Here is a 12,956-nt window from a genome sequence, read left to right as displayed (position 1 = left end):
GTCCGCCGCCACCGCCATGCCGGCTCAGTGTTTCACGTTGTCCGTGCTGCCGATGAAGCGCGCCACGTTGTCGTGCAGCTGCTTCAGCGAGGGTTCGTGCGCGTAGACCATGTGGCCGGACGGGTACCAGTGATAGGAGATGTTCTGCTGCAGTGAGTCGGGGATCGGCAGGTGGTGCATCTCGTACTCGGCGGCGTAGAACGGCGTGGCGAGGTCGTAGTAGCCACCGTTGAGCATCACCTTGAGGTCCGGGTCGGTCTTCATCGCCATCGCGAGGTCGGGCATCACGTTGGTGGACTGCTGCAGCGCCTCGTGGCTGCCGGGCGCCTTGTGCGCCATGTCCCAGTGGCTGATGTCGGCATACTCGCGGTAGCGCTGGCCGTCGCCGAACTTCAGGTCCTTGCGCACGTAGTCGTTGAATGCGGCGATGTAGGCCGAGCTGATCGCGGAGGACTGCGGGTCGTACTGGGACTCCTTGCTCAACGGATCGAGCGAGGGACCGGAGAAGCGGCTGTCGAGGCGGCCGGTGGTGGTGTCGTCGTTCGCCTGCAGTTCGTGCTCGAACATGCCGCCCGAGACGCGCAGGTCGGCCTTGACCCAATAGGCCGCGGGCAGGCCGGTGTACTGGTACAGCTTCTGGGCGATGGCCTGCTTGCGTGCGGCATCGAGCTGCGAGCCGGCCATCAGCGCCTGCGCGTATTCGCCGGTGGCGAACGGCTCCACCTCGCCCAGCAGCGTCTCGACGTCGGCCGGGGGCGAGGGCAGCTTGTGGTGGTAGTAAGCGGTAGCGGCGTAGGTGGGCAGCGCCAGTTCGTAGGGCTGGTCCACGCCGGGGTTGGTTTCCGGGCCGTCGATGCTGTTGTCGAAGCTGAGGATCTGCGACAGCAGGATCACACCGTTCAAGTCCACGCTGTCCTCGTTGGTGAGGATGTTGGCCACCACCGCCGAGCGGGTGGTGCCGTAGCTCTCGCCGAACAGGTATTTCGGCGAGTTCCAGCGGCCGTACTTGGACAGGAACTGGGTAATGAACTGGGCGAACGCGTGGCCGTCGCCGTCCACGCCGTAGATCGCCTTCTCGCGTTCCTTCATCTGCGCGGCGCGCTTGGCCGGGTCCTTGTCGTCGGCGATCAGGCGGCTGAAGCCCGCGCCGGGTGCGTCGATGAACACCAGGTCGGAGGCATCGAGCAGGCTGTAGCTGTTGTTCACCAGCTGGTATGGCGCGGCCGGCGTGTGGGTGTCGTCGGCGGTGACCACGCGCTTCGGTCCGAAGGCGCCCATGTGCAGCCACACCGTGGCCGAGCCGGGGCCGCCGTTGTAGATGAAGGTGACTGGCCGCTCGCCGGCCTTCGCGCCTTTCTTGAAATAGGCGACGTAGAACATGCTCACCGTGGGCTCGTGCTCCTTGTCGCCCGAGCCATGCAGCACCAGCGTGCCCGCCACCGCCTTGTAGCTGATGTTGTGGCCTTCCACCGACACCGAGCCCTCGCTGGTGGACGACTGCGGCTTGACCAGGGCCGCGTCGGGCGCGTTCGCCGGCTGCTCCTTCTCGTGCTTTCCGCCGGTGTCGGCGGCGACGGCGGTGCTGAGCAGCAGGGCGGCGACGGCCGCGGTGAGGGGCAGCTTGCGCATGGGTGGTTCCTCGGGATGGCCGGGGCGCGCGGCGCCTCGGGAAGCACCCAGCATAGGAACCGCTTTCGCGTCCCCGCATGCCCCGGAAGTCACTGCCGGCGTCGCAATATGCTGCGCGGGCGCCGCGCTCAGGCCCAGGCCAGCAGGCCGATCGCCACCAGCGCCAGCAGCAGGCCGGCGAGGTTCACGCGGCCAAGCCGCTCGCGGAACAGCAGCACGCCGGCCAGCGCACCCAGCATCACCACGCCGAGGTTCATGCTGGCGAACACCAGCGCCGGGTGCTGCGGAAGGGCGCGGTGCGCCCGCAGGTAGAACAGGATGTTGCCGAAGTTGAACAGACCGAGCAGCAGGCCGCCCAGCGTGTTGCGCAGGGTGAAGCGCGCGCCGCCGCGCCAGCGGCGCGCGGCCGCCAGCGCGAACGCCACCGGCAGCGCCAGCGCGAACATCGCCGCCAGCGAGGTGCCCAGCGGCACGCCCGCCGCCGCCACGCGCTTGAACAGCACGTCGATCGCGCCGAAGCCGGCGAACACCAGCAGCGGCCACAGCCACGGCGCCGCACCGCCCTCGCCGCGTACCGGCCCATTCCGCCACACCATGCCCAGCAACGCGAGCAGGCCCAGCGCGCAGCCGAGCGCCTTGGTGGCGTCCAGCCGCTCGCCGAACAGCAGGAAGGCCGCCAGCAGCGAGAGCAGCAGCGACAGCCGCTGCGCCGCGTCCGAGCGCACGATGCCCGCATGCCGCACCGAGGCGCCCAGTGCGAGGAAGATCGTCGGCAGCAGCGCGCCCAGCCCGACCAGCGCGAACCACGGCGCGCCCGCCTGCTGCAGCGGCGCCGGCGAGGGCTGCAGCAGCAAGGCGACGAGCGCGAGCGCCGCCGCGTAGTTCCACGCCACCAACTGGCCGACGTCCAGCCCGAAACGCCGCGCCAGCTTCAGCAGCACGGACACCAGCACGCTGCAGACCGCGCTTGCCAGCACGTAGATCATCGGAAGGTTCCGGCTGTCGAAAGCGGGCGAGCTTAACGCCACCGATTGCCGCCGGCATCCCCGCCGTGGAACGATGCCCGCCCTGTCCGCAGGCCCAGCGAGCGTCTCCCATGGAAATCCGGTTGCTCGACCGCCACGACGCCCCTGCCTACCAGGCGTTGCGGCTGCAGGCATTGCGCGACAGTCCGCACGCCTTCAGCGCCAGCCACGAGGACGAAGCGGGCCGCAGCCTCGACGAGGTGGCGGCGCGTATCGCGCCGGCCGCGGACGGCTCGGTGCGCATGTTCGGCGTCTTCGAGCGCGGCGAGCTGGCCGGATTCGTGGCATTGATCCATCCGCAACGGGCCAAGCTGCGGCATGGCGCCGAGCTGGCCGGCATGTACGTGGCGCCCGCCTGGCGCCGGCATGGACTGGGTTCTGCGCTGCTGCACGCGGTGATCGCCCACGCGCGTTCCATCGGCGGCGTGCGCCAGCTCGGGCTGGGCGTCAACGCGACGAACGCCGCGGCGAAGGCGTTGTACCGTTCGGCGGGTTTCGTGCGCTGGGGCGTGCAGCCACGCGCGCTGCAGGTCGACGGCGTGTTCCACGACGAGGAGCACATGCTGCTGCGCTTCGACGCCACTGGCTGATGCTTTCGTCGGAGGTGCGCGCAACCGCGCCGCCTGCCGGCATGGAACCAAAGCGGTGCGCGGCTGGTCTCCGCCCTGGCGTGTGCGCCGTCCGGCGCCGCATGGACCGGATGGAACCTCGCAGCATGAGCGCACCCAGGGCAGCGGCGGAACGTGAAGCGTTGGCGCGGCACGGCGACCGCCTGCGCTGGATGCACGTCGGCACGCTGGCCCTGGTGCTGCTGATCCACGCGGGCTTCCTCGCCTTCCTGCTCGCGCCGCCGCCAGGCTGGCGCTGGCCGGCCGCGGGCACGCCGGCGGCGCCGCCGGATGCGCTCGTCGTACGCCTGCTGCCGCCGCGGAGCGCACCGGCCGAAACGCCGCCCCCGGCCATGTCGCGGCAGCCAACGCTCGCACACGCCGCGCATGCGGCACGCCGTCCGGAACCCGTGGCGAAGCCTGCCCACGCGACGGCGCAAGCGGCGCCGACACCGCCTGCGGCGCCGCGCGCCATCGATAGCCTGATCGCCACCACCCCACCCAGCTACGTTGCCGGCGGCGGCAGGCTGTCCGGTCCGGGCTACGGACGGCAGAACGTCCGCGTGCCCGGCAGCGGCCAGCCGGTGCGCGGCATGCCGGTGTTCCGCATGGCCGATCCGCGCATGCAGGGCATCGCCGGCGTGGTGCGCTTCATCGGCCGCCAGTTCGGCGCCGTGGATCCGCACTGCCTCGGGCTCGACGCCGCGAACGGCATGACCGTCGCGGAGCGCATCGCGAACCATGTCGACGGCGACGACGCCATGAGGGCCGCCATGGCGGAACGCTACGGCTGCCCCGATCCGCTGAAGCCCGGCGCCGCGATGTACTACTTCTACCGCCAGAGGCGGGACGTCGGGGCGCATTGAGCGGGACCGGCGGCCCGGGACGGGGCGCCGGGCGATGCGTTGGACGGAACTCCATAGTTCGCAAGCTGCGGCACCTGAAAGTTTGTGCGTTTGACCGGGTGCCGACACGGACTATGGTGTCGGCCAAGGACCATAGTCCGCACGAATCTTTATAGATCAGAGATTTAGGTCAATATCGGGGGCGAGCAATTTGGGTTGGCCGGCCGCCATAGCCTGTGCAGCCAAACCTGACGGGCAGCCGACGTCCCTTCTCGAGGAGCAACTAGGGTGGTCTGAGCAAGCGAATGCGACGAAGAAAAATCGCCCGTTGGCTTGTGTTGGGAGCGATATCGCAGCGAGGTCAACTTGATGCGGAGTCGCCACCCTTTTCGAGCACTTCAATTCGACCGCCTGGGAGGGTACGAATCAGTCGTCCCTGTGCATCGTCGCCAACATAACCACCCTCGGCGAACATCTGGGCTACAAAGGCTTGGCGGGTGTAGGGAAGGAGCATGTCGCACATCTCGGATCGCGCCATGTCTTCGGCCTCATAGCCATCCATGTGCACCGTATCAACGCCGTTAGTGCGGATGACCCAAGCCCAGCGTCCAGTGGAGGTCTGGTACACCTCGCCGTCATAGTGCGGAACCGATAGAGGCTCGTCAGGAATTAGGTCTTCATCTGAATCATCGTCGCGCATAGCATCCCCGCCTCAAGGGCCGGCAGCGGCACATCATTCTGCGCCTAGTCCTGAAATTACTTCCAGCGTAGCCTGTTTCATCGCATGTGTTGCGGTCGGTGCCAATGCCAGCGCTTTGTGCATGTGTAGCACGCCCGTGAAAACGTCGCACGCTACGGGGATGGCGTTGCCGTCCAAGGTTCGGTGTTCAGCAGTGACAGGGGGATGTTTAGGAGAAACCATTGGGCGCGCTCCGCTATACATCAGTACCGATGTGCCGGTAACTACACGACGTCGATTGGATGACGGGCTGCGTGGCCACTCACGGCGCAAGCCTGGTCGAGCAAGCCCGCGCCGGCCGACGGCGACTGAAAGAGCGTTGATCGGCGACATTTTTCTGCCGTAAAGTGATCAGAGGTTCGTCGAAGTTCTGCGCTGCGACGCGGTGGCACGGTCGAATTCTTAAACCACGTTTCACATGGATACAAGGAGTTGTCATGGTGAAGCCGCCGCAGTCTGGCGCCGCTCGGCGCCTTACTTCCTTCCCTGCCACTTTGTCGATAGCACTGGTTCTGGCGCTTGGAGCTTCCGTTGCGACATTGACGGCATGCTCGTCGCTCGGCTCAAACAGGTCTTTGGATGCCGAGGCTATCGGGCAGCAACGCTTGTCTGATGCCGATAACGCACGACTCAAAGTGGTTATCACCGGGCCTAATAGTGTGACATCAGGCGGCGGCGTGTGGCTTGGCAATGGTCAGGTGCTGACAGCCATGCACCTTTTTCGAGGGCTCAAAGTTGGCGACTCTGTGGAAGTCATCATCCATGGCAAGAAGCTGATCGCTACCCCTTTGTTCCCAGGGGATCTCGGCGACGAAGATCTCGCGCTCCTGCAGGTGCCCATCGCGTCCCTGCCTGATGGTTTGCGATCACTACCAGGGCCTAAAGTATGTACGCGTAATGAGCAGCCTAGTAACCGCCTCTATGTGGTTGGTTATGACACGAGCTACCACACCTATGCGTCACCCGACAGCCAGATCCGCTATCAGAAACAAACATGGTCGAATGCAACAACTGCGCTTTTCAGCCATGGGGTATCGGGGAGCGCAGTTTACGACCAGGACAGTGGCTGTCTAGCAGGTATCATCAGTCGGTTCGAGTCGGTGCCAAGCGTCAACTCAGGCATGCCCGGACATGACCCATGTGTCCAAGAAACTCGCGAACTTCGGGAGGGCCCGCCAGGCGTTACATGTGACATCACTGTGCGCACGGTGTTCAGTTCGGCTGATCGAATCGCAAGCTTCCTTACCGACGCGCAAGCCGCGTTCAAAAGGAGTCAGCTATCAAAGTAGTGGGGCACTATGCGCCGCGCTCTACTAGCGTGCACTTGGGATGTGACTACATCTTGGGCCTCGGGCGGCGAGTCTAAACCCGCAGACAACTGCCGCGGGGCTTTTTATAGCCCCCTGATGCGGCATGCGCACCAGCACGTCGGATCTCCCTACTCGAGTGACAATGACGACCGCTACTCTCGCGCGCTGAATCTACATTCCGGCGCTGCAGGAGCCTTTCAGCAATCGTTGACCGAAACCGCATGGAGCCCCAGTGACTTCAGACCATCTTGTTCTACATGCAATCGCTCAAGGGAGCATCCCTGGGATGCTCTACAAGTACCGTAGTGCGCAACCTCGGACACTCGAGATTTTCGAGTCCGCTCGCCTGTGGTTCTCGCCACCCAGTTCGTTCAATGACCCGTTTGATTGCAATCTGTCAGAGGTCCGCGACCATACTGATGAAGATGCGGCAAACTTCCTCAGCCAGATCCTTGAGGGCAAGCCAGATAGGGATCGGCTCATGGTAAAACCTGCACCAACGGCTGAAATTGTCCGGATCATGACGGCTGCCAAAGCCGCCGCGATCGAAAGGACTGGTGTCCTTTCGCTCTCTCGCAATTTCGACAACATCCTCATGTGGTCGCACTATGCAGATGAGCATAAAGGTCTTGTCATCGAGTTCGACTTGGCGGCCGATCCAGACTTCTTTGTGGCCCCCATCAATGTCGACTACTGTGAGGCCTACACCCCAACGAACTACCTGAGAAACGAGCGGGAATCGGTGGATAGGATCATCAGAACTAAAAGCGAGGGTTGGAAGTACGAGCAAGAAGTTCGCGTAATGAAGCATGGCGTGACGGGGCACGTAAACATCAAGCCTCGAGCAATCAGACGTGTGATATTCGGGTGCCGAGTAGAAGACAAATTCGTCGAGAATGTCCGTAATGCGTGCAGTCGCGGAGGTCTCGCTCATGTCCGGTTTGCGAAGATGAAGGTGGCCTACGCGCGGTTCGCGCTCGAGCTCGAAGAGCTTGCATAAGCTGCTCAATATTAGATAGAGGAGACGGCTTAATTTTCGATGAAAATCAATAGTCGCCCCTACAATAGCAAGTTACGCCAGCGGACGGGAGCACAACTCAGGTCGCCGACCCCCCAAATCGATTCAACTTCAACCCGATTGACGGCAGATCCTTTTTCAACGCTGATCTTCAACTTCTGAGTATGGGTGGGATGCGGGTTTGGCGTCGGGCTCGGCGCAGGGGGGCTCGAACATCCCTGTAATGTGATAACTGTTATAGCTGCCAAGAAGTGCCCGGCATTTCGTACGACCCGTTTGACGAGGACGGGAAGTACGGGATCTAGAAGGTCACGAGCACAGCTGCGGTTGTGATTCATATATTGAACTCTGTGCCTTCAAGTAAACGCGAAGAACTAACAGTCTGTTGAGAAGCGCCCATCCAACCGCCAGCCCTTGAAAACCGCCATTGAATCGGCCCTAACTCCAATGGCTGCTTCGGGTCGAGAGCGGAATTCAACAAACTGAGCATACGGGCCCTATAAATGTCCGGTCTCGAACGACCTCTGCCAGCCAGATGCTTAGCGGCTCGTCTGATGGAATGTAATCGTAGCCCTGCTGCCAAGGGAAGCCGATGCCTCTCATGGGGCCGGAGGAAACAGAATCTCGCCGTCGTCTGAGCTTACGTCAAAGAATCCGACGCGATGTTTGATGGCAAGCTCCCGCATCTTGTTGTATGCCTGCTCTGCGACTGACCATGCAAATGCTGAATAGATAACGTTCTTGCCGATGGCGTGATCTGTAACCTCAGATGCGTCAGAGTCCACAGCTAATGGGCCGTTCATAGGCGGGAAGAATTGAATCATCTCTCGGAACCAAGCTTGCAGCGAAGGCGTGCTCACAATCGGGTCGTTGTAGCTGTGATCCTCCAACCATTCTGTCTGCTTGTCGTACCACGCCATAAAGGATTCACGATCCTTTGGTGCGATATCTGGATCAAAGACCATCAGGTCGTAGCTCATTCCCCCTCCTAGCGCCTGACTATCGAATATACGGACAAGCCTGTCCGGTTATACATCCTCGGTCGCGCAAAGAGATCCTCGCGCAACTCTATTGTTCTCGCTGAAGCTTATCTTTGCAGCGTTCGGCTAACAACCGAACGTAAAGCCGGATACAGAGGCCCGATCCTGGAACGGCAGCTTAGGGTCGTAAGCAGACTCAGGCTGACCAACAATACAACGGGCTGCCGAAGATACCTGGCGCACCAAGAGCGTCAACGTGAGCTCCCCAAAAGCAAAGGAATCGATCGCGCTCAGGTTGGTATACGAGCCAATAGCCTGCGGAATGAGCCACACACCAGCCGGCGATACCCGCCCCCACTGCGAGGTCCGGAAAGCCGGGTTCGGTCACCACCGCGCTGACATGGAATGGCGTGCACAAGTGCTCTTTGATGCTCGCGCGCAATCCTTCGAAGTAAGCAGCTTCGTCCACGCCTGCGTTCACGTAGACGCCGTCCGTTTCGAGGAACATCGCATCTAGTCGCTCTAACGGATCAGGTTCGTGCATGACACGCTTTACCTTCCTTCTTTGGCGTCCGCTAGGGGTCGGAGCAGCTCTACAGAGAAACTGCGAGAGCGCCCAGCCTCATCAGGCTAGACGCCCTTGGGCAACAACAGCAAAGGTGTTGCTATCGCGGAATTATTTCTTCGCGGCTTTCTTGGCCGGAGTATTCTTCGCAGCCTTCTTGACCGGTGCAGCCTTCTTGGCCGGCGCCGCCTTCGCAGGCGCGCTAGCAATCAACAGGCTTTCCGCCGTCACACCCTTTTTCTTCAAGGCCTCGTTGAACCAGAGGGGGCGCTTGCCGCGTCCAGACCACGTCTGAGACGCGTTGTCGGGGTTGCGGTATTTTGGTGCTACGGCGGTTTTCGGTCCCTTCGTAGACTTACCCCCACGTGTCGGATACGCCTCCCCAATGGTCAGCCCGGCGCCAGCAAGGATGCTATCAATCTTGGTCCGCACCTCCTTGACGTGATTTTTCCGCGCAGATTCCATCTGCGCTTCTGCGCTCTTGATGAGCGCTTGGAGTTCAGCCGGGGAGAGCGAATCAATATTTATAGCCATGGTGGTCCTTTGGTTGGTTCTGTCCAGCGTCCCGGTCATGGCGCGCATGTTTCCCCCGGGTGTTATTGACTTTGCTTTTGATCCGGGCAAAATCAGCCTTCGATTTCACCCGGATCAAATCATGTCCCCGCACGACGCTCCCACTTGCACCGCCTTCGACGGCCACACGCGGGTCGCCTCCGGCGCACTCGCCGACGTGGCGCTGGCGGTGAAGCGCCTGCTCGACAAGGCGCCGACGTGCACGCCGCTGATCTTCGACGACGCCACCGGCCAGCCGGTGGAGATCGACTTCCGCGGCAGTGCCGACGAGGTGCTGGCCCGGCTGCAGCCGGCCGCGGACGGCGATGCCCCACGTGGTGCGGGGCGTCCCCGGCTCGGCGTGGTGGCGCGCGAGGTGACCCTGCTGCCGCGCCACTGGTACTGGCTGAACAGCCAGCCAGGCGGCGCCTCGGCCACGCTGCGCCGGCTGGTGGAGGAGGCGCGGCGCAACGGCAGCGCCAGGGACCGCGCTCGCCTCGCCGGCGAGGCGGCCGACCGCTTCATGCGCGTGGTCGCCGGCGACCTCGCCGGCTACGAGGAGGCCTCGCGCGCGCTGTGGCGCGGCGACCGCGATGCGCTCAACCGGCATACCCGCGGCTGGCCGAAGGACGTGCGCGAGCATGCCCGCCGGCTCGCCGCGATCGCCCGCGACGCCCAGGCCGAGGCCGGCTGAACCGCCGCATCCACGCAACGGACCCGTCATCAAAAGGAATTTTCCATGCCTTCCGTTCCCGCTACTTCGCCGCTTGCCCAGCGCGATTTCCGCCTGCTGTTCGGCGGCAGCGGCATTTCCGCGATCGGCGACCAGTTCACCCTGGTCGCGTTGCCGTGGCTGGTGCTCAAGCTCACCGGCAGTCCGGCCTCCCTGGGCCTGGTGCTGGCGACGATGGCGCTGCCGCGCGCCGCCTTCATGCTGATCGGCGGCGCGGTGGTGGATCGCCTGTCGCCGCGCCGCGTGCTGCTGGCGGCGCGCGCGGTGAACGCGTTGCTGGTGAGCCTGCTGGCGGTGCTGGTGCTGGGCGGCGCCATCCACATGTGGCTGGTGTATGCGTTGGCGCTGGGCATCGGCCTGGCCACCGCGTTCGCTTACCCGGCCGGTTCGGCGATGCTGCCGCAGCTGGTGGCGCCGCCGCAGCTGCGCGCGGCCAACGCACTGTTCATGGCGATGCGCCAGCTGAGCATGCTGGTGGGTCCGGCGCTGGCCGGCTTGCTGATCAGCATGGGTGCGCATGGCGACCACGGGAATATCGCCGACGCCACCGGCCTCGGCCTCGCCTTCGCCGTGGATGCGCTAAGTTTCGTCTGCTCGCTGGTGTCGCTGGTGTTGATACGCATCCAAGGCGACCGCCATCCGCGTGCACCCGATGGCGGCGTGCTGGCCAACGTCGGCGCGGGCATCCGCGCGGTGTGGGCCGACCTGCCGCTGCGCGCGTTCGTACTCTACGCGGCGGTGGTGTCGGTATTCGTGGGTGGCCCGATCCAGGTCGGCCTGCCGATGCTGGCCGACACGCGGCTGGATCTCGGCGCCGCGTCGCTGGGCATCCTGATGACCGCAAACGGCGGCGGCATGCTGGTGGGCAGCATGCTGTCCGGTTTCGCCGCGAAACGGGTGAACAACCGCCTGGGCCTGATGGTGCTGGGCATCGACGGCCTCGCCGGCCTGGCGCTGGCTGCGCTGGCCTTCGACCATTCCACGTGGACCGGTGCCGCCCTGCTGGCCACCACCGGTGTGCTTGGCGGCATCGTGCAGGTCACCATCGTCAGCTGGATCCAGCATCGCGTGGCGCCGGAAATGATGGGCCGCACGATGAGCCTGCTGATGTTCACCTTCATGGGGCTGGGGCCGCTGTCCGCGGCGGTCGCCGGCAGCCTGCTGAAAGTGGTGTCGCTGCCCGCACTGTTCGCGGGCGCGGGCCTCATGCTGACCGCCATCGCGCTGACCTGCATGGCCAGCCCCGCACTGCGCAGCATCGGCGCGCCGTTGCGGGCGCCGGCCGCGGGTTGACTGCCGGCGTTGCGGCCGGCGGTGCCCGAATCCGTGCGAGCATGCGCACGTCCCGGCACGGGCACACACCCCAGGAGATCCGCCGCTCGATGAACGCGATGCACACCGTCCGTTTCCGCCAGGTCGACGTGTTCAGCGCCGTACCGTTCAAGGGCAACCCGCTGGCGGTGGTGTTCGATGCCGACGGCCTGGACACCGCGCAGATGCAGGCCATCGCGCGCTGGACCAACCTGTCCGAAACCACCTTCCTGCTGACGCCCGACGACCCGGACGCGGACTACCGCGTGCGCATCTTCACCACCGCCGGCGAGCTGCCGTTCGCCGGGCATCCCACCCTGGGCACCGCGCATGCGCTGCGCGAGAGCGGCTACCGGCCGCGCCGGCCAGGCCGGCTGGTGCAGCAATGCGGCGTGGGCCTGGTGGAGCTGGCCGAGCGGGCGCAGGATCGCTGGGCCTTCGCGGCGCCGCCGGCGCGCATCGTGCCGCTGCCGGCGGAGCAGCGGGCCGCGCTGGCGCGTGCGCTGGGCAGCGAGGCGATCGATGCGGATGCCGCCCCCTGCACGGTCGACAACGGCGCGCCATGGCTGCTCGTGCGCATGGACACCGCGGCCGACTGCCTCGCGCTGCGGCCGGACGATGCCGCGCTGGCCGCGGTGACCCGTGCGGCAGGCGCCCATGGCGCGGCGATCTACGGGCCGCATGCCGCGGGCGGCCCCACCGACTTCGAGATGCGCTGCCTGATGACCGGCGGCGACTTCGGTTTCGGCGAGGACCCCGTCACCGGCAGCGCCAACGCCGCGCTGGCCTGCCTGCTGGAGGCGCAGGGGCGCCGTCCCGCGGCGGGCTACACGGTGCGCCAGGGCACGGCGCTGCAGCGCGACGGCCGCGTGGCGATCGACCACGACCCGGACGGACGCATCTGGATCGGTGGCGCCTGCGTCACCGTGATCGAGGGCCGCTTCCGCTGCTGCTGACCGCGTCGGGCGACGTTCAGCGCAGCGCCGCCGCCCCGCGTGCCAGTTGCTCGATGCCGGCCCAGTCGCCGGCCTGCAGCCTGTCCTTGGGCGTGAGCCAGGAGCCGCCCACGCAGGCCACGTTGGGCAGGGCGAGGAAGTCCGGCGCGCTGGCGAGGCTGATGCCACCGGTGGGGCAGAAGCGGATCTGCGGCAGCGGGCTGGCCCACGCGGCGAGCAGCTTCGCGCCGCCCACGGGTACGGCCGGGAACAGCTTCAGGTGCCGGTAGCCGCGTTCGAGCAGGGTCATCGCCTCGCCCGCGGTGGCCACGCCGGGCAGCAGCGGCAAGGCATTCGCGTCGGCGGCGTCGAGCAGCTTCGGCGAAACGCCGGGCGATACCGCGAAGCGCGCGCCGGCCTGGCGGGCGGCTTCGAGTTGCTGGCCGTCGAGCACGGTGCCGACGCCGACGATTGCGCCTTCCACTTCGGCGGCGATGGCGCGGATCGCGTCCAGCGCCACCGGCGTGCGCAGCGTCACCTCGATGCTGCGGATGCCGCCGGCGACCAGGGCGCGCGCCATGGGCACGGCGTGGGCCAGCTCGTCGATGATCACCACCGGCACCACCGGGGCGAGGGCGAGGATCTCGGCGAGGACGGTCTGCTTGTGGTCGGTGCTGTTCATGGGCTGACTCGCGGAAGGGTTGGC

Annotated in this window: 14 protein-coding genes; 7 read left to right on the top strand and 7 right to left on the bottom strand. The window is 65.3% G+C overall.

Annotated features, from left to right (window positions below):
- Positions 1 to 24 precede the first annotated feature (24 nt).
- Both AC2EWF_RS08245 and AC2EWF_RS08240 read right to left on the bottom strand, forming a co-directional pair.
- Positions 25 to 1,629: a S10 family peptidase gene (locus tag AC2EWF_RS08245; protein WP_483638876.1), complete on the bottom strand. Its 1,605-nt coding sequence runs from the start codon at positions 1,627 to 1,629 to the stop codon at positions 25 to 27.
- Between the two features lie 128 nt (positions 1,630 to 1,757).
- Positions 1,758 to 2,615, bottom strand: coding sequence for an EamA family transporter (locus tag AC2EWF_RS08240; RefSeq protein ID WP_483638875.1), 858 nt, complete (start codon positions 2,613 to 2,615; stop codon positions 1,758 to 1,760).
- Positions 2,616 to 2,725: 110 nt separating this feature from the next.
- On the opposite strand from AC2EWF_RS08240, the gene AC2EWF_RS08235 reads away from it, so the two are divergent.
- Positions 2,726 to 3,244, top strand: a complete 519-nt coding sequence (locus AC2EWF_RS08235; protein WP_483638874.1) for an N-acetyltransferase family protein — start codon at positions 2,726 to 2,728, stop codon at positions 3,242 to 3,244.
- A 125-nt stretch (positions 3,245 to 3,369) separates the two neighbouring features.
- Entirely contained in the window at positions 3,370 to 4,128 is a 759-nt protein-coding gene (locus AC2EWF_RS08230; protein ID WP_483638873.1) for a hypothetical protein, read from the top strand.
- A gap of 340 nt (positions 4,129 to 4,468) precedes the next feature.
- Here AC2EWF_RS08230 and AC2EWF_RS08225 read toward each other — a convergent pair whose 3' ends face one another.
- Complete coding sequence (locus AC2EWF_RS08225; protein WP_483638872.1) at positions 4,469 to 4,807, bottom strand: hypothetical protein; 339 nt, start codon at positions 4,805 to 4,807, stop codon at positions 4,469 to 4,471.
- Positions 4,808 to 5,283: 476 nt separating this feature from the next.
- Here AC2EWF_RS08225 and AC2EWF_RS08220 point away from each other — a divergent pair, with 476 nt between their 5' ends.
- Positions 5,284 to 6,135: a trypsin-like peptidase domain-containing protein gene (locus AC2EWF_RS08220; protein WP_483638871.1), complete on the top strand. Its 852-nt coding sequence runs from the start codon at positions 5,284 to 5,286 to the stop codon at positions 6,133 to 6,135.
- A gap of 307 nt (positions 6,136 to 6,442) precedes the next feature.
- Positions 6,443 to 7,156, top strand: a complete 714-nt coding sequence (locus AC2EWF_RS08215) for a DUF2971 domain-containing protein (RefSeq protein WP_483638870.1) — start codon at positions 6,443 to 6,445, stop codon at positions 7,154 to 7,156.
- 617 nt (positions 7,157 to 7,773) lie between these two features.
- On the opposite strand, the gene AC2EWF_RS08210 is transcribed toward AC2EWF_RS08215, so the two are convergent.
- The 3 genes from AC2EWF_RS08210 to AC2EWF_RS08200 all read right to left on the bottom strand — a co-directional run bounded on the left by AC2EWF_RS08210 (position 7,774) and on the right by AC2EWF_RS08200 (position 9,301).
- Positions 7,774 to 8,154: a hypothetical protein gene (locus AC2EWF_RS08210; RefSeq protein ID WP_483638869.1), complete on the bottom strand. Its 381-nt coding sequence runs from the start codon at positions 8,152 to 8,154 to the stop codon at positions 7,774 to 7,776.
- Positions 8,155 to 8,350: 196 nt separating this feature from the next.
- A complete protein-coding gene (locus tag AC2EWF_RS08205; RefSeq protein ID WP_483638868.1) occupies positions 8,351 to 8,698 on the bottom strand; it encodes a hypothetical protein in 348 nt (115 codons plus the stop codon).
- A gap of 132 nt (positions 8,699 to 8,830) precedes the next feature.
- Positions 8,831 to 9,301, bottom strand: a complete 471-nt coding sequence (locus tag AC2EWF_RS08200; protein WP_483638867.1) for an H-NS histone family protein — start codon at positions 9,299 to 9,301, stop codon at positions 8,831 to 8,833.
- Positions 9,302 to 9,374: 73 nt separating this feature from the next.
- Here AC2EWF_RS08200 and AC2EWF_RS08195 point away from each other — a divergent pair, with 73 nt between their 5' ends.
- From AC2EWF_RS08195 to AC2EWF_RS08185, 3 genes are all read left to right on the top strand, one after another.
- Positions 9,375 to 9,965: a DUF2239 family protein gene (locus tag AC2EWF_RS08195; protein ID WP_483638866.1), complete on the top strand. Its 591-nt coding sequence runs from the start codon at positions 9,375 to 9,377 to the stop codon at positions 9,963 to 9,965.
- 45 nt (positions 9,966 to 10,010) lie between these two features.
- Positions 10,011 to 11,297 carry an MFS transporter gene (locus AC2EWF_RS08190; RefSeq protein WP_483638865.1) on the top strand — a complete coding sequence of 429 codons (1,287 nt, stop codon included), beginning with the start codon at positions 10,011 to 10,013 and terminating at the stop codon, positions 11,295 to 11,297.
- Positions 11,298 to 11,386: 89 nt separating this feature from the next.
- Positions 11,387 to 12,271, top strand: a complete 885-nt coding sequence (locus AC2EWF_RS08185; protein WP_483638864.1) for a PhzF family phenazine biosynthesis protein — start codon at positions 11,387 to 11,389, stop codon at positions 12,269 to 12,271.
- A 16-nt stretch (positions 12,272 to 12,287) separates the two neighbouring features.
- Here AC2EWF_RS08185 and eda read toward each other — a convergent pair whose 3' ends face one another.
- Positions 12,288 to 12,932 carry a bifunctional 4-hydroxy-2-oxoglutarate aldolase/2-dehydro-3-deoxy-phosphogluconate aldolase gene (gene eda, locus AC2EWF_RS08180; RefSeq protein WP_483638863.1) on the bottom strand — a complete coding sequence of 215 codons (645 nt, stop codon included), beginning with the start codon at positions 12,930 to 12,932 and terminating at the stop codon, positions 12,288 to 12,290.
- Between the last annotated feature and the right edge of the window lie 24 nt (positions 12,933 to 12,956).

The sequence above is a fragment of the Rhodanobacter sp. sgz306013 genome, assembly GCF_057031145.1.
This window is presented reverse-complemented; position numbering and strand designations above follow the sequence as displayed.

Bases quoted from the DNA above. Each gene is read 5' to 3' on its own strand.
- AC2EWF_RS08245 (WP_483638876.1), bottom strand. From the start codon at position 1,629: ATGCGCAAGCTGCCCCTCACCGCGGCCGTCGCCGCCCTGCTGCTCAGC.
- AC2EWF_RS08240 (WP_483638875.1), bottom strand. From the start codon at position 2,615: ATGATCTACGTGCTGGCAAGCGCGGTCTGCAGCGTGCTGGTGTCCGTG.
- AC2EWF_RS08235 (WP_483638874.1), top strand. From the start codon at position 2,726: ATGGAAATCCGGTTGCTCGACCGCCACGACGCCCCTGCCTACCAGGCG.
- AC2EWF_RS08230 (WP_483638873.1), top strand. From the start codon at position 3,370: ATGAGCGCACCCAGGGCAGCGGCGGAACGTGAAGCGTTGGCGCGGCAC.
- AC2EWF_RS08225 (WP_483638872.1), bottom strand. From the start codon at position 4,807: ATGCGCGACGATGATTCAGATGAAGACCTAATTCCTGACGAGCCTCTA.
- AC2EWF_RS08220 (WP_483638871.1), top strand. From the start codon at position 5,284: ATGGTGAAGCCGCCGCAGTCTGGCGCCGCTCGGCGCCTTACTTCCTTC.
- AC2EWF_RS08215 (WP_483638870.1), top strand. From the start codon at position 6,443: ATGCTCTACAAGTACCGTAGTGCGCAACCTCGGACACTCGAGATTTTC.
- AC2EWF_RS08210 (WP_483638869.1), bottom strand. From the start codon at position 8,154: ATGAGCTACGACCTGATGGTCTTTGATCCAGATATCGCACCAAAGGAT.
- AC2EWF_RS08205 (WP_483638868.1), bottom strand. From the start codon at position 8,698: ATGCACGAACCTGATCCGTTAGAGCGACTAGATGCGATGTTCCTCGAA.
- AC2EWF_RS08200 (WP_483638867.1), bottom strand. From the start codon at position 9,301: ATGCGCGCCATGACCGGGACGCTGGACAGAACCAACCAAAGGACCACC.
- AC2EWF_RS08195 (WP_483638866.1), top strand. From the start codon at position 9,375: ATGTCCCCGCACGACGCTCCCACTTGCACCGCCTTCGACGGCCACACG.
- AC2EWF_RS08190 (WP_483638865.1), top strand. From the start codon at position 10,011: ATGCCTTCCGTTCCCGCTACTTCGCCGCTTGCCCAGCGCGATTTCCGC.
- AC2EWF_RS08185 (WP_483638864.1), top strand. From the start codon at position 11,387: ATGAACGCGATGCACACCGTCCGTTTCCGCCAGGTCGACGTGTTCAGC.
- eda (WP_483638863.1), bottom strand. From the start codon at position 12,932: ATGAACAGCACCGACCACAAGCAGACCGTCCTCGCCGAGATCCTCGCC.